The organism is Streptomyces sp. AHA2 (assembly GCF_036857595.1).
Taxonomy (GTDB): Bacteria; Actinomycetota; Actinomycetes; order Streptomycetales; family Streptomycetaceae; genus Streptomyces.
In genome coordinates this window covers 196,658-221,726 of the sequence record NZ_JAUQWJ010000010.1, presented here as the reverse complement: position 1 = coordinate 221,726, position 25,069 = coordinate 196,658, and the positions used below count along the sequence as shown (strand labels likewise).

At 69.5% G+C, this 25,069-nt stretch carries 15 protein-coding genes and 1 pseudogene; 11 read left to right on the top strand and 5 right to left on the bottom strand.

Features of this window, described 5'->3' with window-relative positions; genetic code table 11:
* Positions 1–104 precede the first annotated feature (104 nt).
* From Q5694_RS21885 to Q5694_RS21870, 4 genes and pseudogenes are all read right to left on the bottom strand, one after another.
* Entirely contained in the window at positions 105–455 is a 351-nt protein-coding gene (locus tag Q5694_RS21885) for a hypothetical protein (RefSeq protein WP_333934898.1), read from the bottom strand.
* Positions 452–826, bottom strand: a pseudogene (locus tag Q5694_RS21880) (ATP-binding protein); the annotation flags it as partial. The pseudogene Q5694_RS21880 and the gene Q5694_RS21885, both read right to left, overlap by 4 nt.
* Before the next feature lie 6 nt (positions 827–832).
* Positions 833–1,354 carry a hypothetical protein gene (locus Q5694_RS21875; RefSeq protein WP_333934897.1) on the bottom strand — a complete coding sequence of 174 codons (522 nt, stop codon included), beginning with the start codon at positions 1,352–1,354 and terminating at the stop codon, positions 833–835.
* A gap of 133 nt (positions 1,355–1,487) precedes the next feature.
* On the bottom strand, positions 1,488–5,084 hold the full coding sequence (locus Q5694_RS21870; protein ID WP_333934896.1) for an ALF repeat-containing protein: 3,597 nt from the start codon (positions 5,082–5,084) through the stop codon (positions 1,488–1,490).
* A gap of 700 nt (positions 5,085–5,784) precedes the next feature.
* On the opposite strand from Q5694_RS21870, the gene Q5694_RS21865 reads away from it, so the two are divergent.
* The 3 genes from Q5694_RS21865 to Q5694_RS21855 all read left to right on the top strand — a co-directional run bounded on the left by Q5694_RS21865 (position 5,785) and on the right by Q5694_RS21855 (position 9,575).
* Positions 5,785–6,255 carry a hypothetical protein gene (locus tag Q5694_RS21865; RefSeq protein ID WP_333934895.1) on the top strand — a complete coding sequence of 157 codons (471 nt, stop codon included), beginning with the start codon at positions 5,785–5,787 and terminating at the stop codon, positions 6,253–6,255.
* Positions 6,256–6,338: 83 nt separating this feature from the next.
* Complete coding sequence (locus tag Q5694_RS21860) at positions 6,339–8,531, top strand: trypsin-like serine protease (RefSeq protein WP_333934894.1); 2,193 nt, start codon at positions 6,339–6,341, stop codon at positions 8,529–8,531.
* 123 nt (positions 8,532–8,654) lie between these two features.
* The gene (locus Q5694_RS21855; RefSeq protein ID WP_333934893.1) at positions 8,655–9,575 is read left to right on the top strand and encodes an alpha/beta hydrolase; all 921 of its coding nucleotides are present in this window, start codon (positions 8,655–8,657) and stop codon (positions 9,573–9,575) included.
* Positions 9,576–10,252: 677 nt separating this feature from the next.
* Here Q5694_RS21855 and Q5694_RS21850 read toward each other — a convergent pair.
* A complete protein-coding gene (locus Q5694_RS21850; protein ID WP_333934892.1) occupies positions 10,253–14,050 on the bottom strand; it encodes a GH92 family glycosyl hydrolase in 3,798 nt (1,265 codons plus the stop codon).
* Positions 14,051–14,418: 368 nt separating this feature from the next.
* On the opposite strand from Q5694_RS21850, the gene ngcE reads away from it, so the two are divergent.
* From ngcE to dxs, 8 genes are all read left to right on the top strand, one after another.
* Positions 14,419–15,873 (top strand): N-acetylglucosamine/diacetylchitobiose ABC transporter substrate-binding protein, encoded by a 1,455-nt coding sequence (ngcE, locus tag Q5694_RS21845; RefSeq protein WP_333934891.1) that lies wholly within the window; start codon positions 14,419–14,421, stop codon positions 15,871–15,873.
* Positions 15,874–15,916: 43 nt separating this feature from the next.
* Positions 15,917–16,843, top strand: coding sequence for a carbohydrate ABC transporter permease (locus tag Q5694_RS21840; RefSeq protein ID WP_333934890.1), 927 nt, complete (start codon positions 15,917–15,919; stop codon positions 16,841–16,843).
* Positions 16,843–17,766 carry a carbohydrate ABC transporter permease gene (locus tag Q5694_RS21835; RefSeq protein ID WP_333934889.1) on the top strand — a complete coding sequence of 308 codons (924 nt, stop codon included), beginning with the start codon at positions 16,843–16,845 and terminating at the stop codon, positions 17,764–17,766. Before Q5694_RS21840 ends, Q5694_RS21835 begins: the two co-directional genes overlap by 1 nt.
* A gap of 410 nt (positions 17,767–18,176) precedes the next feature.
* Positions 18,177–19,388 (top strand): ROK family transcriptional regulator, encoded by a 1,212-nt coding sequence (locus tag Q5694_RS21830; protein ID WP_333934888.1) that lies wholly within the window; start codon positions 18,177–18,179, stop codon positions 19,386–19,388.
* Between the two features lie 133 nt (positions 19,389–19,521).
* Positions 19,522–20,622: an ABC transporter substrate-binding protein gene (locus Q5694_RS21825; protein WP_333934963.1), complete on the top strand. Its 1,101-nt coding sequence runs from the start codon at positions 19,522–19,524 to the stop codon at positions 20,620–20,622.
* Between the two features lie 184 nt (positions 20,623–20,806).
* Positions 20,807–21,598 carry an ATP-binding cassette domain-containing protein gene (locus tag Q5694_RS21820; RefSeq protein WP_030838725.1) on the top strand — a complete coding sequence of 264 codons (792 nt, stop codon included), beginning with the start codon at positions 20,807–20,809 and terminating at the stop codon, positions 21,596–21,598.
* The gene (locus Q5694_RS21815) at positions 21,595–22,887 is read left to right on the top strand and encodes a sugar ABC transporter permease (protein ID WP_333934887.1); all 1,293 of its coding nucleotides are present in this window, start codon (positions 21,595–21,597) and stop codon (positions 22,885–22,887) included. Before Q5694_RS21820 ends, Q5694_RS21815 begins: the two co-directional genes overlap by 4 nt.
* Before the next feature lie 181 nt (positions 22,888–23,068).
* Positions 23,069–24,991 carry a 1-deoxy-D-xylulose-5-phosphate synthase gene (gene dxs / locus Q5694_RS21810; protein ID WP_333934886.1) on the top strand — a complete coding sequence of 641 codons (1,923 nt, stop codon included), beginning with the start codon at positions 23,069–23,071 and terminating at the stop codon, positions 24,989–24,991.
* Positions 24,992–25,069: the final 78 nt, after the last annotated feature.

The window sequence follows — 25,069 nt, the reverse complement described above, 5'->3', positions numbered from 1 at the left end:
GGGCGCGGCCCGCGCCGTTGTCCGGGGCAGACGCCCTCTTCGGCCGGCCGTCTTCACGGGGCAGGTGCTCCCGCCCGGCGGGGTTCCTCGCCGGGCCGGCGGTCTCACGGGTGCCCGCGACGGCCGCCGCGACCTGCTGCGAGACCACCGTGAACCGCGGCGTCGGCCCCCGCCCCTACGGCGGCACCGGCTTCCCGGACATCCGCGAGTTCGCGGTGCTGGGCGGTGCCGCAGGCGTGCATCCCCGTGCACTCCGCCCACAGTTCCTCCGGCCGCTTCTCCAGCCGCTTCCGCGGCAACGGCCTGTCGGCCCGCTCCCGGCGCGGCACCGCCCGGCTCGGCGGCAGCACCCCGGCGGTGAGGCCCTCGCCGCCCCGCCCGCCGTCCTTGCAGCACCCGGCGGGAGACACCGCCCGCAGCGCCGCCGGCAGGGTGACGGCCGCACGCCGCCTCACCTCGGGCCCGCCTCCCCGGGCTGCCGTCCCTCACGGCCGGGCCCGCGCAACCGCGCCCGTCCCGCGTCCCTGCCCCGCCCGCGGTTCCGGGCGCGGCCCACGCCCCAGCTCCGGCCGCGTTCCCCGTCCGTCTCCTCCTCCGGCGCGGCCACCGGCTCCTCGTGCGCACCCGCCGCCGGATCCGGCTCGGCCCGGTCGACCACCAGCTCGCTCCACACCTGCTTGCCGCCACCGACCGGCAGCGTGCCCCAGGCCGCCGACACCGCCTCGACGAGGAAGAGCCCCCGGCCGCCCGTCGACTCCCAGTCCACGACGACCGGCTTGGCGGGTGCGCGCGGCGAGGAGTCGCTCACCGTCACCCGCAGCCGGTCCGCCGCTTACATGTACTGGAAGTACCGGTCGTACCAGGCCGGCGGAAGGTCGTCTTCCTCGTCGTCTTCCTCCTCGTCCGGTGATGAGGCGGCCAACGCCGCCAGGGTCGCCTCACCGGCCTCGTCGTCTCCCAGCCGAGTTGGTCCGTCGTACGGCTCCATCACCAGCTCGATGGGCACATAGATGCAGCCGAGCTCCTCGCACAGCTCGTCGAGCCAGGCCACGAACTCGTCACTCAGGCCCTCCTGGCAGCCCGGCAGACCCCATGCCCTTCCCGTTCCGGCGGTGACGAAGGGACCGAAATTGCTCATCAGCACCCACAAGGACCGGCCCGACCCCGTGGCCTCAGCGGGGACCGAGACGGCGCCGAGAAAGCTCGAATCCTGCCCCATGCCTGCCGATACGGACGGCCCGAACCGCCGCTCGAGGGCGTCGGCGAACTGCCGAAAACGCAGCCGGGCGGCCGGAACGTCATAGTCCCGGGGCATCTCGCGATGGTCGGGATCGGGATCGTCCAGCTCGCGCAAGAGCTCCCGGAGGCGGTCTAGGGGAAGCATGGGTTGTCCTTCCTGGTGATCGCCGTTCTCCGGCGTTCAGTGGTTGATTCTCGCGTCTCGACTTGCGGCTGGACCCAGTCGGCTCCGATCGCGGCTGGGTAGCTCATTCCGTCGGGCACGTCTTCGACATCGACGGGTACGCCGTGATGACGCGGTACTTCTTCTTGAACCGAGTGACGATGCACAGAAACCTCTCGCCGCCGTCTCCGACCGCTTCGTCGTACTCGACGGGGAAGACCTTGTTGCCCCGCTTGAGGATCGGATCGTTGCCGCGCTTCTTCCAGGCGTCGTCGATCAGCGCCAGGAGCTTGCCCTGATCCTTCTCCTTGAAGATGCTGTGCAATGGCTTGCCCGGTTTCGGCCTTGTGTGGTCCATGACATGGTCGATGCGGTGTTTGGTCGCACTTTCCCGCATGTACACCAAGCCCGCCGGCGACTGGAACACCTCGTTGCCCAGGTCCTGGAACCCCACCGGACAGCTGAGCGCATTCGCCGACCGTGCGAGCGACATGGCGCGCATCGACCGCGCGCACAACGCGAACGCCGGGTTCTTGCCGAAGAGCTTGCGGAAGAAGTCGTCGGCCTTGGTGCCCCACTTGCCGAACTTGACGCCCGCGGCGCCCCATCCGACGAACGGCACGGCACCGGCGCAGGACAAACCCGCGTCGATCTTGTTGTCCTCGCCGAAGTACCAGACGCAGTTGATGCCGTCGGCGGCTTCTCCGAAGCCGGGGACCAGCCCGAGGACGTCGAGTGCGAAGTGGCCGCCCTCGGAGAAGAGCCGGCCCCAGTCGATCTCGTCGAGCTCGGCCATGTACTCCGCGAACTGCTCGTCCTCCGCTCGCAGAGCACGCTCCTCGAATTCGGCGGCGACATCCGCGAAGTGCTCCCGGATCTCTTCCTGAAGCTTGCGGAACGCCGCGTCACCGGCTGCGTCCGCTGCCTTGCTCGCGGCGGCCGCGTCCTTGCCGGCGGCGATCGACGAGGCGTACGCGGCGTCCGCCGCCGCCCAGGCGTCGCTTGCGGAATCCCGGGCCGCTGCGGCGGATGCCGCCGCGCGGTCCGCCGACAGGTCGGCCGAACGCGCGGCGTTCCTCGCGTCGGCTTCTGCGGCGCGCGCACGGCGGGCCGAGGCCGCGGCCTCGGCTGCGGACTTCTCGGCGGCGTCGGCGTGCGCGTCCGCCTCCTTGGCGTACTCTCCGGCCTGCGTTGCCGAGGCCTTTGCCTGCTTGGCATGGTCAGCGGCCTCGTCGGCCGCCTTGCGAGCCTCGGCCGCCACTTTGGCGGCCAGCGCCGAATCCTGCTGAGCCGTCGCCGCCACCTTGGCCGCTCCGGCGATCACGCCCTGGACGCGCGAGACGTGGGTGGCGGTGAGCTTGTCCTGGCGCGCCGCGCGATACTGCTCCACCTCGATGAACTGGTGCAGCACCGCCGGCGGTCCGGCCAGCGCCACATCGGCCGCGGCCTTGAGCTCCGGTCCACCCGTGCTGCGCAACTGGGTGGCCCGAACCCGCTCGTCGCTCGTCCGGGCCGTGTAGTACTGGGTATGGATGAAGTCCCGCATCGTCTCGGCCGACCCGGAGTCGAGCGCGTCCTGGCCGGCCTTCTTCACCGCGGAACCGGCGTTTTGCATCAGCTGGGTGACCCGGACACGGTAGTCATTGCGGGCGGCTTCGTGCTGACCGGTCGCGATGAAGGCGGTGATGCGCGCCACGTCGCCGTCCAGCGCCGTCTTGGCGGCCGTCCGGACGGCCTCGTACTCGGAATCCCACGCCAGATTCACCGTCCGCGCGTACTCGTCGCGCTGGGTGGCCTCCTTCCAGCCGCTCCTGATGTACTCCACGACCAGCGCGTCCGAACCCGCGAGCGCGGCCTCGGCCGTGGTGACGCTCCACGGGCCGCGGGTCTTGGCAACGTGCAGCGCGACCTTCCGGGCCTTGGCGGCGGCGGTCGGCAGGTCAGCGCCCGGCGAGTTCACCTCGGCGGCGAGGCGCTGTGCCTCCTCGTCAGCCGCACGGATTTCCGCGGTGGTCCTCTGCTCACCTGTCTTGCGTTCGTCGTGCGCGGCCTTGAGAGCCTTGGCCTTCTCCACCTCGATGTAGCGGCGGTCGGCCAGTTCCTCCGCCTCCACCTCGCGAGCCAGGTCGAATGTGTTCTTGGCCGTGACGACGGCCGCAGTCGCGGCGTCGGCAGCCTTCTTGGCCTCGGTGGCGTGCTTCGCGGACTCGGCGGCGGCGGTGGCGGCCTCACCGGCGTTCTTGGCCGCCTCGTCGGCGGCCCTTCCGGCGTTGCGTGCGTGCGATGCCGCCGAGTTGGCGGCATCCCGGGCCTCCCGGGCGGCCTGGGCGGCCTTCCCCGCCAGGGTCACCGCCCGGTTCGCGGCCCGGGTGGCCTCTGCTGCCTGCCGCCGGGCATCGGCGGCCGCGTCCCTGGCACGCTGGGCCTGGGCGGCGGAGACACCGGCGTGACCGCTCGCTTCCTGTGCCGCGCTCGCCGCGCTGTCTGCGTTCGCACCCGCGCTGGCGGCTGCCTTGGCCGCCTTGCCGGCCTCGTCAGCCGCGGTGGCCGCGTGATCGGCCGCCTTTGCGGCGGTCTCCGCGCCTGCGGCCGCAGTGTAGGCGCCCTTGGCCGCCTTGCGCGCGGATTCTGCCTTCCCCGCGTCCGTGGCCGCGTCGGCGGCAGCGCTACGGGCCCGGGAGGCGGCTTGTGCCGCGGCGGCGGCGGCGGATGCCGCCTGGGCCGCGGCGTTGGCCGCGATCCGTGCCGAGGTGTTGGCAGCCCGGGCGGCGCTGATCGCTTCCTGAGCCGCCTTCGCGGCACCGTGCGCGGCGTCGGCGGCGCGGCCGGCGGCGTTGGACGCCTTGGTCGCGTCGTTCTTGGCGGCCGCCGTCTCGACAGCGGCCTTCTGTGCGGCTTCCTTGGCCAGCTTGGTCGCCGCGATGGCGCGTGCGGAGGCCTCCTTGGCCGCCTCCGTCTCCTGTCGTGCCTGTCGACCGGCTTCCTGCACCAGGGCGGCCAGGTCCTCGACGGTGGCTTGTTCCTGGTCCCGCGCCCGGGCGATGTGCTGGCCCACCGCCAGGAAGTCGGTGACGTCCTCGGGCGTACCGTCCAAAGCCGCTTGCGCAGCCTCCCGGGTGGCCGCTCCGCCAGTGCTGAGGATCTGCACCACCTGCACGCGCTCGTCGTTGCGTCGGGCGTCGTACTGACCTTCGGTGAGGAAGCGCTGCACGTCCTCGGGCGTGCCGTTCAGGGCGGCCTGGCCGGCCTTCCTCACCTCCGGCCCGGCCCCGCTGACGATCTGGGTCGCGCGGACTCGCTGGTCCTGCACCAGCGGTGCCTGCCAGCCCGACTTCAGGAAGGCGTCCAGTTCTTCGGGCGTTCCGGCCAAGGCTTTCTCGGCGGCCTCCCGTACTCCCCGGCCGCCGACCGAGAAGATCTGCACGGTGGCCACCCGGTCGTCCGCCAGTTCGGCTACCGCCCTCTCACGGTCCAGGAAGGCCCGCACCTGTTCGTCCGAGCCCAGCAGAGCCGCCTCCGCGGCGGCCTTCACACCGGGCCCACCCGACTTCCACGCCTCGAGTACCTGGCCCCGGGGAGTCTCGGGTATGTGGTCTGTACCCCCCGCGGCGCCATGGCCGGGGACGGCTGCCGTCGGCGCCGCAAGTGCCGGGACGCTGAGGCCGCCTGCGGCAAGGGACAATAACAAGGCCAGGCAGAGCGCTCGAAAGGAGCGTTGCGCGGCTTGCGAACGGTGGATCCCACCGGCTGTCCGGGATCCAGTGGTCCGGTCTCTGAGTCTCAAGGGTCAGAAAACTTTCTGTTCCGGTCGGCTGAGAAGCCGATCACGAATTGGATCCAGTGAGGATACGCCCGCAGATTTACTCCGTCAGTCGTAAATCTCGACGAGTTGAGCCGACTGGTGTGCGGGGTAACGCCGAGATGACCGGATGCCCGCATTCCGAATGTGGTATCGGTCACGGCTCGATCGTGATGAAGCAGCAAACAGGCTGCTTTCGGACTCTGCTGGAGCAAGTATGCGTCACCCTTATTGGCGCAAATCCGGACCAATGGGCGTGATCAACGCTTTAAGCTCGCTGGATGCCTGGGCGGTCGGCGCTTGCTATCGTGCATCCGCCGCCATGACCGGGTGGCCACGAGGGGGCGTTCGGGCGACTGTGCAGAACGCATTCCGGGGGATTAGGGGAAACGTATTCCGGCCGCGCGTCTTACCCTTGCTTTTCACGTCCATTACCACCCGTCTGCACTCCTGGCTTCCTTTCTCGACGGGTCACTCCGGCATGCTTGCGGTGCTGGCCGGCATTTACCGGACAGTCCTTGTTCGCATGCGTTGCATGTCGTTCCGAAAGGAATCCTGCGTGATATCCAGAGCCCGTAGAGCTTTGGCCGCCAGCATCATGGGCGGCGCCATCCTCATTGGCGGAACGGCGCTGGCCGTCGCCGTCCCGGTCACGGCGCCCGCCGGTCCGGCCGAGGCCCAACCGCCGGTCGCGGTGGAGGACTTCTCCTACCCTGGCGCTGAGCGGATCCTCGCCGAGCAGGGCATCCAACTCAAACGAGGCGACGGCCGCATCACGCTGGCCACCTGCAATGAGGCCGCCGACCAGATCAAGGTCCTCACCCGGGTCGGCGGTGGTGAGTTCTGTTTCACCGCCACGCACACCAGCGGCCACCTCACGTTGGAACTGCCTGACGTCTTCGCCATCCAGACGGAGAGCCACCCTGTGCGGGCCGAGCTGACCGCTGAGGGCAAGAGCCAGACCGTCAACGTCCCGAAGAACGAGATGAAGGGCGTCGGCGAGGGTCTGGGCGAGCCTCCGGCCGTGCTCCTGGAGATTCGCGTCACCGGCTGACCGGCGTGATGACGCCCCTCCTGCCCGCCCGGCGGTGGCTGTGCACGGCCACCGTCTCCCGACCGACCTCAGAGGAATGCAACGTGTCTCCCCTCCGTCCACACGCGGCGCTGGTGCGCACGGCCGTCGCCGCCGCCCTGCTGACCGGCGTGTTCAGCGGCAGCCCCGCACAGGCCGTGACCGGCGATCAGGCCCCCGACGGGCGCTTCACCTTCGCGGCCCGGATCGATATCGGCTCCGGTGAACGGGCTTGCTCCGGAGTGCTCGTGGACCCCCGCTGGGTGCTGACCGCCGCAAGTTGCTTCGCCGACACCCCGCAACAAAGCTTCCAGATCCGCGCCGGCAAGCCTGCCAAGGCGACCACCGCCACCATCGGTCGCACCGATCTGACCACCACCGCCGGTCAGGTCCGCCAGGTCGTGGAACTCGTACCGCGTACCGACCGCGACGTCGTGCTCGCCCGTCTCGCCACGCCGATCACCGGTGTCACGCCGGCGCACGTGGGCACCACCATGCCCGCCGGCGGCGAAACCCTCACCGTCCCCGGCTTCGGCCGTACCAAGGCCGAGTGGTCCCCGCTGAAGCTGCACTCCGGCGACTTCACGGTCGGCGCGACGGCGACCGAGACACTCGACCTCACCGGCAAGGACGGGGTCGCCGTGTGTGCCGGGGATACCGGCGGCCCGGTACTGCGCCCACGTACAGGCGGAGCCGGCGGATACGAGGTAGTGGCCCTTGCGACGAGGTCATGGCAGGGCGGTTGCTTCGGTCAGGATCCCGCCGAGACCCGCACCGGCGCGATCGGCGCACGGGTGGACAATCTGCGCCCTTGGTTGGACACCACCATCCAGGCCGCCCCGATCACCGACTTCAACTGCGACGGCGTTCGCGACACCGCGATAGGCGATCCCGACGCGGCCGTCGGCGGTGACGCCGGGGCGGGTCTGGTGCGGGTCGTGTACGGCGGGGGCAAGGGGGTCGCCGAAATCACGCAGGATCTTCAGGCCGTGCCCGGCGGATCGGAGGCGAAGGACCGGTTCGGCTCTTCGCTCGCCACGTACGATCACAACCTCGACGGCTGCACCGACCTCGTGGTCGGTGCCCCTGCCGAGGACCTGGGAACGGCCACCGATGCCGGCGCCGTGAGCATCGTCTACGGTGCCCCGGCGGGTCTGACAACGGGCAAGGCGGCCGTCAGCCTGGAGCAGGGCTCCGGGAGCGGTGCTCTCGCCTCCATGGCGTCCGAGGCCGGAGACCAGTTCGGTGCCGCCCTCGTCGCCGGCACGACGCTCTCCGGTGAGCCGTACCTGGCGGTCGGCGCGCCCGGCGAGGACGCCGCAGGCGGCGTCACCGACGCGGGCGGGGTCATCTACCTACGCGGCACCGGCGCGACGAACGTCCTGATCCACCAGGACAAGACGGGTGTGCCCGGCGCGATGGAGGCGGGCGACAAGTTCGGCTCCACCCTCGCCGGCTCACCGCAGCACCTCGCCGTGGGTGCTCCCGGAGAGGCCATCGGCGCGCTGGCCGCCGCGGGCGGCGTTGCCCTGTTCAGCCACACTCTCAACGCCGACAAGTCGCCCACCGGTGTGACCGGGATCGACCAGGACCTCGACACCGTCGAGGGCGGCGCGGAAGCGGACGACCGGTTCGGTGCCTCGCTGGCCATGGTGCAGTTCAGGGCCAACGCCTCCGCGAACGGCACCGAGTCGATCCTGGCCATCGGCTCACCCGGCGAGGACGGCTCCCAGGTCGCCAACGCCGGCCGCGTCGACACCTTCCGCCTCACGGGCTCCGGGTTCACGCAGCTCTCCGGCATCTACCAGGGCGTCTCCGGTGTTCCGGGCGCCCTCGAAGCCAACGACCACTTCGCCCAATCCCTGTCTGCCGTGAACACCGCCCCGGGCGCCGTCAGCACTGCACAGAACACCCTGCTCGCGGTGGGCGCGCCCGGTGAGGACAGCCCCGGAGCGACCGACGGCGGCACTGTCTACACCTTCGGCCTGACCAGCGGGGCCTTCATCAACACGGTGTACCCGGGCAAGTTCGGCATCCCCGGTGCGCTGGGCAACGCGCAGAAGGTGGGTACCGCGATTCACGCCACCGCTTCCGAGCTCTACGTCGGCCTGCCCAACGGCCCCGTGTCGTTCGGCTCCGCGCACGCCGTGCCGTGGGGCAACGTCCTCAGCGGCGGCACCCAGCCGGTCACCACGTTCCAGCCGGGCACCGGTGGCCTGCCTGCCGCCGGTGAGACCTTCGGCTCCGTGATCCGCTGAGCGCAGACCTGTCGGCCCGCCGTTCGCCGGGCTCGCGGCCGGCTCACGCCGCCGCGGGCCCGGCCGGTCACCCAGCCCTTCCTTCCCTTCGCGTCCTTTGCCCCCGTTCGAAAGTACACGCCCATGCGTCGTTTACTGCTGCCCGCGTTCGCCGCCCTCACCGTGGCCGGCGCCGCCGCCCTCTCCACCACCGCATCGACGGCCTCGTCCGCCCAGGGCACCCGCACAACGCAGACGGTGCGGGACGCCGCTGCGAGCTCCACCCACCGATACGGCACACACCCGCGCCAGACCCTCGATGCCCACTGGAAGCAGAGCGGTTCGGGGCCCAGACCCGCGCTGGTTCTGATCCACGGTGGTTACTGGTACCACCAGACTGACTGGTCGTCCTCCGCTGAGCGCTTCGCCGCCGAGGGGTTCCAGGTGTTCGCCATCAGATACCGACTGAACTTCGAGGCAGGCTGGCCGGCCCAGCGCGACGACGTGGCGGACGCGGTGGCCTGGATCCGTTCCCATGCCGCCGACTTCGACGTCGACCCCGACCGAGTGCTGCTCCTCGGCTCGTCCGCCGGCGGTCAGCTCGCCACCGACGCCGCGACCCATGGTGCCAACGGCCTGCGTCTGAAGGGCGTTGTCGCCCTCTCTCCCGTGGCCTCCCCGTACCGGGCGTACAACGACGGCAACAGCGCCACCGACACGAAGAAACGTAAACTCCGCGACAACGCGGTCATCCTCGCCCGCTGCCACCCGGACTCCAAGGACACGTCGACAACACTTCACCCCTCCTGCTGGGAGACCTGGCGCAGCATGGTGTCGAAGAACTGGGTCGATCCGGCGGACGCCCCCATGTATCTGATCCACTCCGACGACGACTTCGTTCCGCCTACGCACTCCACGGATCTGGAAGCCACGGCTGAGTCCCGAGGTGTGCCAAGCGGCCGGATACAGACACACGTCGTCACCGGCTCCGCGCACGGCGGGTCTCTGCTGAGCGAGCCGGGCGTCTTCGACCGCGTCGTCGTCTGGCTCAAAGGCAAGGTGTGACCTTCCGTGCTCCCACACGGCCGGGCTGACACGCGGTGCGGAGACGCGCTGTCTCACCGCAGGGCACGGCCCAGCTCACGCGGGGGGCGGCACTCGCCGTGATCGGCGTCGTCCGTGCACGCGCCGGGTCAGGCGCGGCGGCGTGCCCGGGCCGGCCAGGCCGCGCACGCGGGCGCCACGCCCAGCCCCGTCTGAGGTCACGGCACGTCAGCCGGCAGTGCGGCCCCGGCCGACGCCCCCTGTGCGTCGGCCGGAACCCGTGGGGGCCCGGTGGGGCGGAAGCACCGGTCATCGGGCCCCACAGGCGCGCCCGGTTCGCCCCATCCGGCACGGCAGGCTCGTGGTGCTGTCATCTCCCGGCGGACGTGACGTAGCCGAACGGCGGCGGAGCGGAAGCGACCGCTGCGGGCGGGTTCCGGTCCGTCCACGTGTGGGAGCGCTCCCACTCCGCCTGGGCGGACGGTAGCGTCGTACACCTCCGTTGTCCACGGCCCGCGCGGCCCGCACCGCACCGGCAGCCCGCCGGGCCCTGGCACGAAGACGAAGCGGGCGCCGGCACGAAGCGGGCCCCGGCACGAAGCGGGCCCCGGCACGAAGCGGGGCCGGGCCGTGCGTGCCGCCGTCCGGCGGTCCCGCACGACCCGGCCCCGAACTCCGGCCGGCTCCGCATTCCCGGCTCAGCCCAGCAGTTCCACCTCCGCCAGGGTCGCTTCGCCGTCGAGGACCAGGCGGTACTTCGCGTAGGTGGCCGGTGACTTCACCGAGAACGCCCGGGTCTGCCGGTCCCAGGCGAAGGACTCGCCGGAGCGCCGGTCCAGCGTCCGCCAGGTCTCACCGTCCGAGGAGCCCTGCAGGGTCCACGCGGCAGGTGCCTTCGTGCGGTCCTCGGGCGACGTCAGCGTGTACTGCACGGCCTCGGTGCTCTCGCCGGCCGGCAGGTCGATGGACGTCAGTGTCGCCTCCGTCGCCGACGTGTCGTCGAACAGGGCACCGTCGCCCTTCAGCACGTCGGCCCGGGGCTCGGGCACCTCGTCGTCCTCGGTGATCGACACCGGGGCCGCGTCCTTGCCGGTGCCCCACGACGACGGCCTCGGGCCCATGTCGAACTCCAGGACACCGCCCCTGGCGACCACCGAGTGCGGCAGGGAGGTCTTGGACCAGGTGCGGCCGTTGACCTTCAGCCCCTGCACGTAGACGTTCTTCGCGCTGTTGCGCGGCGCCTTCACCACCAGCTCACGCCCGTTCTCCAGGTGCACGGTCGCCTTCGTGAACAGGGGCGAGCCGATGGCGTACTCGCCGCTGCCCATCACCAGCGGGTAGAAGCCGAGCGCGGAGAACAGGTACCAGGCCGACTGCTCGCCGTTGTCCTCGTCGCCGTGGTATCCCTGCCCGATCTCGCTGCCCGTGTACAGGCGGGACAGCACCTCGCGGACATTCTTCTGCGTCTTCCAGGGCTGCCCGGCCGCGTCGTACATGTACAGGGCGTGGTGGGCCACCTGGTTGGAGTGGCCGTACATGCCCATCCGCACGTCCCGCGCCTCGGTCATCTCGTGGATGACGCCGCCGTAGGAGCCGACGAACTCCGGGGAGGCCGTCTCGGGGGTGGAGAGGTACTCGTCCAGCTTGTCGGCGAGGCCCTTGCGCCCGCCGTAGAGGTTGGCCAGGCCCCGGCTGTCCTGGGGGGCGGTGAAGGCGTAGCCCCACCCGTTGGTCTCGGTGTAGTCGTGGCCCCACACCCGCGGGTCGTACTTCGAGGACTCGACCCGCCAGTCACCCTTGGCGTCGCGGCCCTGGAAGAACCCGGCCTTCTCGTCGAAGAGGTTGACGTAGTCCTGCGCCCGGTTCAGGAAGTACTCCGACTCCTCCTTGTAGCGCCGCTCGCCGGTCTCCTCGTACAGTTTCCGGCCCATGCGGGAGATGCCGTAGTCGTTGAGGTAGCCCTCCAGGGCCCAGGACAGGCCCTCGTGGGTCTCGGTGCTCGTGTAGCCGAGGAACGGGGAGGTGGCCATGCCCTTGCGGCCGACGCCCGGGTTCGGCGGCACGACCGTCGCGTTCTTGACGGCCGCGTCGTACGCCGCCTTCGCGTCGAAGTCGACGCCCTTGACGTACGCGTCCGCGAACGCCACGTCCGAGGAGGTGCCCGTCATCAGGTCCGCGTAACCGGGGGAGGACCAGCGGGAGGTCCAGCCGCCGTCCTTGTAGTGCTGCACGAACCCGTCGACCAGCTCACCGGCCCGGGACGGCGTCAGGAACGAGTAGGCGGGCCAGGTCGTCCGGTAGGTGTCCCAGAAACCGTTGTTGACGTACACCTTGCCGTCGACGATCTTCGCGCCGGTGTGCGTCGGGGAGTCGGGGTTCGGCATGCGCGAGAACGGCGAGGCGTACTTGTACTCGCCCCCGACCTTCTCGTGCCCGGAGTTCGGGTACAGGTACAGGCGGTACAGGCTGGAGTACAGGGTCGTGAGCTGGTCGGGCGTCGCGCCCTCGACCTCGACCTTGCCGAGCAGCCGGTCCCACTGGCGCTGGGCGCTCTTCTTGACCGCCTCGAAGGACCGGTCCCGGGGGATCTCCTGGCGGAGGTTGTCCTTCGCCTGGTCGATGCTGATGAGCGAGGTCGCCAGGCGCAGGGTCACGGTCCGGTCGTCGGCCGCGAAGCGCAGGTAGCCCTTGACGCCGGACGCGTCCCCCTCGGTCACCGGCTTGTCGAACTCGCCGTAGACGAAGAGCCGCGTCGCGCCCGTCGACAGCCCGGACTTGACGTCCGAGTAGCCGGTGACGACGCCGTTGTCCTTGTCGAGGGTCAGGCCCGCCTGGTCGGTCACGTTGTCGAACACGACGCTCGCGTCGTCGCCCGGGTAGGTGAAGCGCAGGGCCGCCGCGTGGTCGGTCGGCGCCATCTCGGCCTTCAGCCCGTTCTCGAACCGCACCCCGTAGTAGTAGGGCCGCGCGATCTCGTTCTCGTGCCGGAAGGCCAGTTCCCGCGCCTCGCGGCCCAGTTCGGGCGTACCGGCGGCCACGGACGGCATCACCTGGAAGGTCTGCCGGTCACCCATCCAGGGGCTCGGCTCGTGGCTCGCGCTGAACGCCTGGATCGTCGGCAGGTTGTCCGCGTTGTTCGACCGCGCGTAGTCGTACAGCCAGCTCAGCGAACCGGCGTTGGTCACCGGCGTCCAGAAGTTGAAGCCGTGCGGGACCGCCGTCGCCGGGAAGTTGTTGCCCCGGGAGAAGCCGCCACTGGAGTTGGTGCCGCGGGTGGTCACCGCGTAGTCCGACAGGTGCGCCTTCGGCCGCTCGGGGGCGACGGAGGCGATGCTCACGTCGTCCAGCCAGCCGCGGAACTTGGCCGGGCCCTTGGGGGAGTCGTAGGCCACCAGGATCCGGTCCACGGTCTTGCCGGCCGCGACCGAGCCGATCCTCGAGGCCACGTTGTTCCACTGGTTGACGTAGAGAATCTTCGAGGCGCCCTGCCCCTGCGGGGTCAGCGGGAAGCCGTGCTGGTCGGTGGCGCGCAGCTCGCTCAGGTGGGTGCCGTCGGTGAACGCCAGGTCGACCGAGACGTTCGTGGCGTCGTAGTCCAGGTCGCCGTCCGCCATGGAGGGGAAGATCCGGTAGGACAGCCGCGTGTTCCGGCCGACGGCCACGTTCACGTCGAAGACCTTGTTGTACGAGTACGCCCGCCCCTCGGCGGTGTGCCGGCCGGCGTAGCGCAGCGCCCGCTTGCCCGTGAACCCGGCGCCCGCCTTGGCGGTCGGGGAGCCGCTCGGGCCGCGGTCGACCAGGGAGAGCATGTCCTGCGGGACCGGCCCGTCGCTGCCGCCCGTGGAGAGCTGGAGGTCGGCGAGCTGCAGGATGCCGGCGCCGTTGTTCCGGGTGACCTCCAGCCGGAAGTGCCGGTACTCGGCGGGTTCGGCCAGGTCGTACGTCTTCGTCTGGAACCGCTCCGGGAAGGACTCCCCGGAACGGGTGTCGAGCGTCGTCCACTCCTTGCCGTCGGCCGACCCCTTCAGGGTCCAGTCCGCGGGGTCGCGCTCATCGGCGTCATTGGCCGACGTCAGCGCGTAGCGCACCAGTTTGACCGGCTTGTCCAGGTCGAACTCCACCCAGCCGGTGGGCTCGAAAGCCAGCCACTTGGTGCTCGGTTCGCCGTCGACGAGGTTCTCCTTCACCTCGCCGCCGCCCGTGTTCTCGGCACTCGCCCGGACGTTGGTGACCTGGTCGGTCACATTGCCCGGTATGCCACTGCTGTAGCCGCCGTCGACGCCCGAGGCGCGTTCGGCGCCGCCGGGGCCGGTGTCGACGGTGTTCGTCCAGTCCGGAAGCGGGTCGTCCGCCTCGAAGGAGGACGCGAATTCCCGATCGGGTTTCGCCGGGGCCTGGGGCAGTGCGACCGCAACGCCCTGCGAACCCAATGCCAAGGCGAAGGCGGTCGCCGACACGACCGCCGAACCCCATCTGTGCCGAGCTTTCCGCTGCATCAACGGGTACCCTCCCTGCGCAGTGGACAACGTTGTCAGATTCAATGCGCAAGGACCAGTAGTTGCCCAAGTGCCGGGATGTGTCAAGGGTGTTGCCTGTGCCATTCGAGGGCGGCGACCGGGATTTTTCCGTCGGGAAACGTACAGGCCGCGCATACTTCCACGAGGTCTCAACTCGGATAAGACCCGCGGCGAACCTTGTGTTCGATCTTGATCCGTTGGCGGGAAGTGGACTATACCTGTCGGGCGATTCACACGATCCGCACGTCACCAACCGCACTTTCCTGCACGACCCAGCTTGACCCGATCGCGGTGCCGGCAAGGATCCGGTTCACCGCCTGAGTCCTGGAGAAGGCGAGGACTTGAGCATGGGATCCACTTCCGCCGAGCACCGCGGCACCGAGGGTGTCGGCCGCCGTGATCTGATCAAAAGGTCCGCCGCGCTCGGGCTGATCTCCGTCCCCACCATGAGTTTCCTGTCCGCCTGTGCGAGCAGCGGCGGGGACGACAGCGGGGACAAGGCCAAGGCCGGCAAGAAGACCGCGAAGAACCCGCTCGCCGTCAACGACACGGCCGGCATGGAATTCGTCCTGTTCGACGGTGGTTTCGGCAAGGAGTACGCCGAGGACGCCGTGAAGATCTACGAGAAGAACTTCCCCAAGGCGTCGGTGAAGTTCTCCGCCACCCAGAAGATCCAGTCCACGCTCCAGCCCCGCTTCAACCAGGGCACGCCGCCGGACCTCATCGACAACTCCGGTGCCGAGCAGATGGACATGGGCGTCCTCGTCGGCAAGAACCAGCTCACGGACCTCACCCCGCTGCTGGACGCGCCCTCCTACGACGACCCGGCCAAGAAGGTCCGCGACACGCTGCGCCCCGGCATCGTGGAGATGGGCCAGTTCGACGGCGACAAGGTCTGGATCCTGTACTACGCCTACACGGTGTACGGCGTCTGGTACTCGCAGAAGGCCCTGGACTCGCTCGACGAGCAGTACCCGGAGACCTGGGACCAGATGCTCGCGGTCTGCGCCAAGGCCAAGAAGAAGGGCATGGCGGGCTGGACGTACGCGGGCAAGTACCCGTACTACATCCCCTTCTCGCTCTACCCGATGATCGGCAAGGTCGGCGGCCGCGAGGTCCTCGACGCCATCGACAACCTGGAGCCGAACGCCTGGAAGCACCCGGCCGTCAAGGCCTGCTTCGAGGCCTACTACGAGCTGTACAAGAAGGGGTACGTCCTCAAGGGCACGCCGGGCCTGGACCACATCCAGTCGCAGACGGCGTGGGCCGAGGGCAAGGCGCTGTTCATCCCGAACGGCTCCTGGGTGGAGAACGAGTCGGCGAACGTCATCCCGGAGGACTTCGACCTGGCCGTCTCCGGGCCCACCGGCCTCGACTCCTCCGACAAGCTGCCCTTCGGCACCATCTGGGCCTCCGGCGGCGAGCCGTTCATCGTCCCGGCCAAGGCGAAGAACGCCGCCGGCGGCATGGAGCAGCTGCGCATCATGCTCAGCGAGGCGTCCTCGAAGAACTTCACCAGCAAGGTGAAGTCGCTGACCGCCTACGACGGCGGCACCGACGGCATCCCCCTCACCCCCGGTCTGAAGTCCGGTGTCGCGGCACTGGACAAGGCGGGCGAGAACGTGGTGAACCCCCGTCTGCAGGACTGGTACGTGCAGTTGCAGAAGGAGAAGATCGGGGTGTCCGGCCTCGGCGAGATGATGGCCGGCCGCCTCACCCCGGCCGAAGCCATCAAGAAGATCCAGGGCTTCGCCGACGAGGCGGCCAAGGACGACTCCATCAAGCACTACAAGCACCAGTAACGGCAACCGGAAACCCAATTCCCGCAACGGCACCGGAGTGGCGATGCAGCACGGCAAGTACCGGTTCATCGTGGGCTTCCTCGCGCTGCCCCTGGGACTGTACGCGCTCTTCGTGGTCTGGCCGTTCATCCAGTCCATCTACTACTCGTTCACGGACTGGACCGGCCTGAGCCCCGAATTCCAGATGGTCGGTCTCGACAACTACAGCCGGATGCTCGACGACGACATCTTCTGGAAGTCGTTGCAGCACAGCCTGCTGTTCGCCCTCCTGCTGCCGGTGGTGACGATCGGCCTCGCGCTGTTCTTCGCCTTCATGATCAACGTGGGCGGCAGAAAGAGGAGGAACGGCCCGGTCGTCACCGGTGTGCGCGGCTCCTCCTTCTACAAAATCGTCTACTTCTTCCCGCAGGTCCTCTCGATCGCCATCGTCGCGCTGCTGTTCGCGTTCGCGTACAACCCGGACAGCGGCGCGATCAACTCGGTCCTGCGCGGGATCGGCCTCGACGACGTCCAGCCCCTGTGGCTGGGCGATCCCGACCTCGCGCTGTGGGCCGTGATGGCGGTGCTCGTCTGGTCCACGGTCGGCTTCTTCGTGGTCCTCTTCTCCGCCGGCATGGCCTCCATCCCGGCGGAGATGTACGAGGCGGCCCTGCTGGACGGGGCCAACCGCCTCACCACCTTCTTCCGCGTCACCCTGCCCCTGCTGTGGGACACCGTGCAGTCCGGCTGGGTCTACATGGGCATCCTCGCCCTGGGCGCCGAGTCGTTCGCGGTCGTGCAGATCATGACGACCGGGCCGGGCGGTCCCGACTACTCGACCACCGTCATGGTCCTGTACGTGTACCAGAAGGCGTTCCGGGACGGGCAGGCCGCCTACGCCACCACCATCGGTGTCGCCCTGCTCGTCGTCACGCTGGCCTTCGCGGCCGTGGTGATGCGGCTGGGCCGCCGCGAGCGGCTGGAGTACTGATGAAGACCACCGAATCCCCCGCTCCGCTCCCGGCCGAGTCCGGTGCCCTCCTCACCAAGGAGGACCTGCCCCCGGCCGCACCGCCCCGGGCGAAGAAGGAGGGCACGGTCCTCAACGTCTTCTCCCACGGCGTCCTGGTCATCTGGGCGATCATGGTGGTCATGCCGCTGCTCTGGGCGGTCATGACGTCCTTCAAGGACGACCGCTCCATCTTCAGCTCACCCTGGTCCCTCCCGGACTCGCTGCACTTCAACAACTGGTCGAGGGCGTGGACCCAGGCCAACATGAGCGACTACTTCCTCAACACGGTCCTCGTGGTCGGCGGTTCGCTCGTCGGCACGCTCGTCCTGGGTTCGATGGCGGCCTACGTCCTGGCCCGCTTCGACTTCCCGGGCAACCGCTTCATCTACTACCTGTTCATCGGCGGCATGAGCTTCCCGATCATGCTGGCCCTGGTCCCGCTGTTCTACGTCGTGAACAACATGGGCCTGCTGAACACCATCCACGGCCTGATCCTGGTCTACATCGCGTACTCGCTGCCGTTCACGGTGTTCTTCCTGACGGCGTTCTTCCGTACCCTGCCGACCTCGATCGCCGAGGCGGCCTTCGTCGACGGCGCCTCCCACAGCCGTACGTTCTTCCAGATCATGCTGCCCATGGCCAAGCCGGGCCTGATCAGCGTGGGCATCTTCAACTTCCTGGGCCAGTGGAACCAGTACATGCTGCCCACGGTCCTCAACACCGACCCCGACAAGCGGGTCCTCACCCAGGGCCTGGTGCAGCTGGCGGTGAGCCAGGGCTACAAGGGCGACTGGTCGGGTCTCTTCGCGGGCCTGGTCATGGCGATGCTGCCGGTCCTCGCCGCGTACGTCGTCTTCCAGCGGCAGGTGGTCCAGGGGCTGACGGCGGGCGCGCTGAAGTAGCGCGGCCGATCCACCCAGCGAGGTGCTGCGCGCCGGCGCAGAGGTGCCCGCAGCCGGGTCGGACCCGCACCCGCCGTCGTACGCGAGGGGGCCCGTGTCGAGGGGTGCCCGCCCGCAGCGGTGGGCGCGTCGACGCCGGTCGGTCGGCAGGAAGGTCGATCGCGCCGTTCCGCGGACGGACACCCTCCGGCGCGGCCCCGACCCGCCCCCCACGGTCAGGCGATGCGGACGCGCACCCACCGCCCCCGATGCGAAGGCGAAGCCCCGTGTAGCCGTCCGCGACGAGACGCACACACCCTGGAATCAGTTCAACCTCTTGACGGGAGGCAACCCGAACGGCTCAGCTTAGAGTTCACTAGTTGGACATGGACGGGGCCTCATCGATGCGGTCCCGCGCGCAGGAGGTCGTCGTGGAGACTCCGGGGTCGCAGTCGTCGCTGCACCGAGCCAACCTGGAGCGTGTCGTACGAGCCGTGCGCCTGGCGGGCTCCCTCACCCAGGCCGAGATCGCCCGGACGACGGGCCTGTCCGCGGCGACGGTCTCCAACATCGTCCGGGAGTTGAAGGACGGCGGCACGGTCGAGGTCACCCCGACCTCCGCCGGCGGCCGCAGGGCCCGCAGCGTGTCCCTGAGCGGCGACGCCGGCATCGTCATCGGCGTCGACTTCGGCCACACCCACCTGCGCGTCGCCGTCGGCAACCTCGCCCACCAGGTCCTGGCCGAGGAGTCCGAGCCCCTGGACGTCGACGCCTCGTCGGCCCAGGGCTTCGACCGCGCCGAACAGCTGGTCAGCCGCCTGATCAAGGCGACCGGCGTCGACCGTTCCAAGATCGCCGGCATCGGTCTCGGCGTGCCCGGCCCCATCGACGTGGAGTCCGGCACCCTCGGCTCCACCGCCATCCTCCCGGGCTGGACCGGCACCAACCCCGCCGAGGAGCTGCGCGGACGTCTCGGCGTCCCCGTCCACGTGGACAACGACGCCAACCTCGGCGCGCTCGGCGAGATGGTCTGGGGAAGCGGCCGGGGCGTGCGCGACCTCGCGTACATCAAGGTCGCCAGCGGCGTCGGCGCCGGGCTCGTGATCAGCGGGAAGATCTACCGGGGACCCGGTGGCACCGCAGGAGAAATCGGGCATATTACACTCGACGAGTCAGGCCCCGTCTGCCGCTGCGGCAACCGCGGCTGCCTGGAGACCTTCACGGCCGCGCGCTACGTGCTCCCGCTCCTCCAGTCCAGCCACGGCACCGACTTGACCATGGAGGGCGTCGTACGGCTGGCGCGGGACGGAGACCCGGGCTGCCGTCGGGTGATCGCCGACGTCGGCCGCCACATCGGCAGCGGAGTGGCCAACCTGTGCAACCTGCTGAACCCGAGCCGCGTGGTGCTCGGCGGTGATCTCGCCGAGGCCGGTGAGCTGGTGCTCGGGCCCATAAGGGAGTCCGTCGGACGCTACGCGATCCCCAGTGCGGCACGGCAGTTGACCGTCCTCCCCGGTGCCCTCGGGGGCCGTGCGGAGGTGCTCGGGGCCCTCGCTCTGGCCCTCAGTGAAATGGGTGATTCGACCCTGCTTGACGGGACTGCCGCCGCACCCCGGCAGGCGGTCACCCCTGCCTTCACTTAGAGAACGGATGGCACCGTTGCCATCTCGTTAAGGATTTACTTCTTGACGTCGCACGCGTGGCCGAGTTGACTTCCAGCCACCTCGGCCGCAACGTCGCGGCCTCGTCAGGGAGGTTTCTGAAGTGAACACGCGTATGCGTCGCGCCGCCGTTGCGATTGCCGCCGGTGCCATGGCTGTTTCGCTTGCCGCTTGTGGCAGCGCCAAGGAGTCCGGCGACAAGGCCGACTCCTCCGGGTCCGCCAAGAAGGGCGACGACATCAAGGTCGGCCTGCTCCTTCCCGAGAACGCGACCGCCCGTTACGAGAAGTTCGACCGTCCGCTCATCGAGAAGAAGGTCAAGGAGCTCACCAACGGCAAGGGCGAGGTCGTCTACGCCAACGCCAAGCAGGACGCCAGCACGCAGAACCAGCAGGTCGACACGATGGTGACCAACAAGGTCGACGTGCTGATCGTGGACGCGGTGGACTCCAAGGCGATCGCCGGCTCGGTGAAGAAGGCCAAGGACGCGGGCATCCCCGTCGTCGCCTACGACCGCCTGGCCGAGGGCCCGATCGACGCCTACACCTCGTTCGACAACGAGACGGTCGGCAAGACCCAGGGCGAGGCCCTGCTGAAGGCGCTGGGCGACAAGGCCAAGGACGGCCAGATCGTCATGATGAACGGCTCCTCCACCGACCCCAACGCCGCCCAGTTCAAGAAGGGCGCGCACTCCGTGCTCGACGGCAAGGTCAAGATCGGCCGCGAGTACGACACCAAGGAGTGGAAGCCGGAGAACGCCAACGCCAACATGGAGGGCGCCATCTCCGCCCTCGGCAAGGACAAGATCGTCGGCGTCTACTCCGCCAACGACGGCATGGCGGGCGGCATCATCACGGCCCTGAAGGCCGCCGGCATCGCCGACATCCCGGTCACCGGCCAGGACGCCGAACTCGCGGGCGTGCAGCGCATCGTCTCGGGTGAGCAGTACATGAGCGTCTACAAGCCCTACCCGCAGGAGGCGAACGTCGCGGCCGAGATGGCCGTCGCCCTCGCCCAGGGCAAGTCGCTCGACTCCCTCGCCAAGGACAAGGTCGACAGCCCGACCACCAAGGCCGTTCCGTCCGTCCTCGTCCCGGTCGTCTCCCTGACCAAGGACAACATCAAGGACACCGTCATCAAGGACGGCATCTACACCGTGAACGACATCTGCACGGGCAAGTACAAGGCCGCCTGCGACAAGATCGGTCTCAAGTAAGCAGCCGCCTCGTCCCCGGGACACGGGGGTCCGCCCGCGGACTCCCGCGCCCACCAGGGGACCGGCTGCCCCCGAGTTCCTCCGGCGCCCCGCCACATCAGCCCCGCAAGCTATGCGGGGCGCCGGAGTGATCACTCCTCCCACACTTCTGCACAACCTCCCGCCGGGTCAGGCGGCGAAGGAGATGGTTCACGTGTCCGCTACGCCCGTGCTGGCGTTGCGCGGGGTCTCCAAGCGGTTCGGTGCCGTTCAGGCGCTCACCGACGTAGAGCTTGAGGTCCACGCCGGTGAGGTGGTCGCCCTGGTCGGCGACAACGGCGCCGGAAAGTCCACGCTGGTCAAGACGATCGCCGGCGTGCACCCCATCGATGAAGGCGTCATCGAGTGGGACGGCAGGTCCGTCCAGATCACCAAACCGCACGACGCCCAGAACCTGGGCATCGCGACCGTCTACCAGGACCTCGCGCTGTGCGACAACATCGACGTCGTCGGCAACCTCTACCTGGGCCGGGAGATCCGCAAGCGCGGCGTCCTGGACGAGGTGGAGATGGAGCGCCGCTCCCGCGAGCTGCTCGACACGCTGTCGATCCGCATCCCCAGCGTGCGCATCCCGATCGCCTCGCTGTCCGGCGGTCAGCGCCAGACCGTGGCCATCGCCCGGTCCATGCTGGGCGAGCCCAAGCTGGTCATCCTCGACGAGCCCACCGCCGCCCTCGGCGTCGAGCAGACCGCCCAGGTCCTCGACCTCGTCGAGCGGCTGCGCGAGCGCGGCCACGCCGTCATCCTCATCAGCCACAACATGGCCGACGTGAAGGCCGTCGCGGACAAGGTCGCCGTGCTGCGCCTGGGCCGCAACAACGGCGTCTTCGAGGTCAAGTCGACCTCGCAGGAAGAGATCATCTCCGCCATCACCGGCGCCACCGACAACGCCGTGACCCGCCGTGCGGCGCGCACGAACGGGGAGGTTTCCAAGTGAGCATCGACAAGACCTCCGCGGCTCCGGAAGAACACGTCGTGGAGAACCCCGAGGCGGCCAAGGCCGCCGTCACGGTGGTCGACCCCCGGCTGCTGGTGCGCGAGCAGGGACTCAAGGGCTACGTCAGCGAGTTCAAGCGGAAGATGAAGTCCGGTGACCTCGGGTCCATCCCGGTCGTCATCGGCCTGGCGATCATCTGGATCATCTTCGCCAGCCTGAACTCCAACTTCCTCACCGCCGGCAACCTGTCGGACATGTCCGTCGCCATGGTCGGCACCGGCATGATCGCCGTCGGCATCGTGTTCGTGCTGCTGCTCGGCGAGATCGACCTGTCGGTCGGCTCGGTGTCCGGTGTGGCCGGCGCCAGCTTCGCGGTGCTGAACGTCACCAACGGCATGAACGAGTGGCTCGCCTTCGTGCTGGCCATCCTCACCGGCACGGTCGCCGGTGTGCTGCACGGCTTCTTCTTCGCGAAGATCGGCGTCCCCGCGTTCGCCGTCACCCTGGCCGGTCTGCTGTTCTGGAACGGCTTCATGCTCCAGATCCTGGGCGACAACGGCACCATCAACCTCGACCCGGACGGGGTCGTGGCCCAGCTGACGAGCTACTACTTCTCCGACGTGGCCGCCGCGTACGCGCTGGCCGCGGTGGTGACCGCCGGGTACTTCCTCAGCTCCTTCCTGGGCAACCGCCGCCGCGAGGCCGCGGGCGTGCCGTCCCGGCCGCTGAGCGAGACGATCGTGCGGACCGTGCTGCTGGCGATCCTCGCCTTCGCGGTGGCGATCGTCTTCAACCAGTACAAGGGCCTGCCGCTGGCCGTGGTGATCTTCATCGTGGTGCTGCTGGTCACGGACTTCGTCCTGCGCCGCACCGCGTACGGCCGCAAGGTGTTCGCGCTCGGCGGCAGCGTCGAGGCGTCGCGCCGAGCCGGCATCAACGTGGAGATGGTCCGCATCTCCGTGTTCGCCATCTCCGGCACCTTCGCCGCGGTGGGCGGTCTGTTCATCGCCTCGAAGATCGCGGCTGCCAACCAGGGCGCCGGCGGCGGTGACCTGCTGATGAACGCGATCGCCGCAGCGGTGATCGGCGGCACGTCGCTCTTCGGCGGCCGCGGCCGCACCTGGAACGCGCTGCTCGGTGTGCTGGTCATCGTGTCGATCCAGTACGGGCTCGCCCTGGAGGGCATCGCCTCCCCGGTGCAGTACATGATCACCGGTGGTGTGCTCCTGGCCACGGTCGTCATCGACGCCGTGACGCGCAAGACGCAGAAGACCGCGGGTCGCGCGTAACCCCGAACCGCACGCCTGTGCCCGGTACCGCCCCGGTACCGGGCACAGGCATGTCGTAGGCGGGGCGCATCATGGGTAGAGCCGAACGCGTGACGTACGTTCCGGAGCCACGGCGCCGCCCGCCCGGGCGGAACATTAGACTCGACAAGCCCGGCAACAGCTCTACTGCAAGGAGGCACGGGTGCCGCTGCTGACCCGTATCAGGGGACCGCGCGATCTGGACCGGCTCAGCCCGGAGGAGCTGAACCAGCTGGCGGAGGAGATCCGGACCTTCCTCGTCGAAGCCGTCTCCAAGACCGGCGGTCACCTCGGCCCCAACCTCGGCGTGGTGGAGCTCACCATCGCCCTGCACCGGGTGTTCGACTCGCCCAAGGACAAGGTGCTCTGGGACACCGGCCACCAGTCCTACGTCCACAAGCTGCTCACCGGCCGCCAGGACTTCTCCAAGCTGAAGATGAAGGGCGGCCTGTCCGGCTACCCCTCGCAGGCGGAGTCCGAGCACGACGTGATCGAGAACTCGCACGCCTCGACGGTCCTCGGCTGGGCCGACGGCATCGCCAAGGCCAACCAGCTGATGCAGCGCGACAGCCACGTCGTGGCCGTCATCGGCGACGGCGCCCTGACCGGCGGCATGGCCTGGGAGGCACTGAACAACATCGCCGACGCCAAGGACCGCCCGCTGGTCATCGTCGTCAACGACAACGAGCGCTCCTACGCGCCGACCATCGGCGGCCTCGCCAACCACCTGGCGACCCTGCGGACCACGGACGGCTACGAGCGCTTCCTGGCCCGCACCAAGGAGGTCCTGGAGCGCACCCCGGTCGTCGGTCAGGCCCTGTACGACACCCTGCACGGCGCCAAGAAGGGCCTGAAGGACTTCATCGCCCCCCAGGGCATGTTCGAGGACCTGGGCCTGAAGTACGTCGGCCCCATCGACGGGCACGACGTCGAGGCCCTGGAGTCGGCGCTCGCCAAGGCCAAGCGGTTCGGCGGGCCGGTCATCGTGCACTGCCTCACCGAGAAGGGCCGCGGCTACCAGCCCGCCCTCCAGGACGAGGCCGACCGCTTCCACGCCGTCGGCAAGATCCACCCCGACACGGGCCTGCCGATCGCCAGCTCCGGCGCCGACTGGACCTCCGTCTTCGGCGAGGAGATGGTCAGGCTCGGCGAGGAGCGCGAGGACATCGTCGCCATCACGGCCGCCATGCTCCAGCCGGTGGGCCTGGACAAGTTCGCCAAGCGCTTCCCCGAGCGCGTCTACGACGTCGGCATCGCCGAGCAGCACGGCGCGGTGTCCGCGGCCGGTCTCGCCACGGGCGGCGTCCACCCGGTGTTCGCCGTGTACGCCACCTTCCTCAACCGCGCCTTCGACCAGGTGCTGATGGACGTGGCCCTGCACAAGTGCGGTGTCACCTTCGTGCTGGACCGGGCCGGGATCACCGGCACCGACGGCGCCTCCCACAACGGCATGTGGGACATGTCGATCCTGCAGGTCGTCCCCGGCCTGCGGCTGGCCGCCCCGCGCGACGCGGACCAGGTGCGCGCCCAGTTGCGCGAGGCCGTGGCCGTCGAGGACGCCCCGACCGTGGTCCGCTTCTCCAAGGGCGCCGTCGGCCCCGCCGTACCGGCCGTGCGGCGCGTGGGCGGCATGGACGTGCTGCGCGAGCCGGGCGCGGACCGGCCGGACGTGCTGCTGGTCTCCGTCGGCGCGCTCGCGCCGATGTGCCTGGAGATCGCGGCGCTGCTCGACAAGCAGGGCATCTCCACGACCGTCGTCGACCCGCGCTGGGTCAAGCCCGTCGACGAGGCCATGGCCCCGCTCGCCGAGCAGCACCGCGTGGTCGTCACCGTCGAGGACAACAGCCGGGTCGGCGGTGTCGGTTCGGCGATCGCCCAGGCGCTGCGCGACGCGGGCGTCGACGTGCCGCTGCGGGACTTCGGCATCCCGCCGCGCTTCCTCGACCACGCCTCGCGCGCCGAGGTCATGGCCGAGATCGGGCTGACCGCGCCGGACATCGCCCGCCAGGTGACCGGGCTGGTCGCCAAGCTGGACGGCCGGTTCGAGCGCAGCACGGCGGACGCCGTGGAGTCCGCGCGCGACTGACCGGCGCGGGCGCCGCGAGTCGGGCGCAACCGGACAGATCGGAATGGGCCGGTTACCCCACCGTGAGGGTGGTGTAAC

Bases quoted from the DNA above. Each gene is read 5' to 3' on its own strand.
- Q5694_RS21820 (WP_030838725.1), top strand. From the start codon at position 20,807: ATGGTTCACGTGTCCGCTACGCCCGTGCTGGCGTTGCGCGGGGTCTCC.
- Q5694_RS21855 (WP_333934893.1), top strand. From the start codon at position 8,655: ATGCGTCGTTTACTGCTGCCCGCGTTCGCCGCCCTCACCGTGGCCGGC.
- Q5694_RS21850 (WP_333934892.1), bottom strand. From the start codon at position 14,050: ATGCAGCGGAAAGCTCGGCACAGATGGGGTTCGGCGGTCGTGTCGGCG.
- Q5694_RS21825 (WP_333934963.1), top strand. From the start codon at position 19,522: ATGCGTCGCGCCGCCGTTGCGATTGCCGCCGGTGCCATGGCTGTTTCG.
- Q5694_RS21840 (WP_333934890.1), top strand. From the start codon at position 15,917: ATGCAGCACGGCAAGTACCGGTTCATCGTGGGCTTCCTCGCGCTGCCC.
- ngcE (WP_333934891.1), top strand. From the start codon at position 14,419: ATGGGATCCACTTCCGCCGAGCACCGCGGCACCGAGGGTGTCGGCCGC.
- Q5694_RS21835 (WP_333934889.1), top strand. From the start codon at position 16,843: ATGAAGACCACCGAATCCCCCGCTCCGCTCCCGGCCGAGTCCGGTGCC.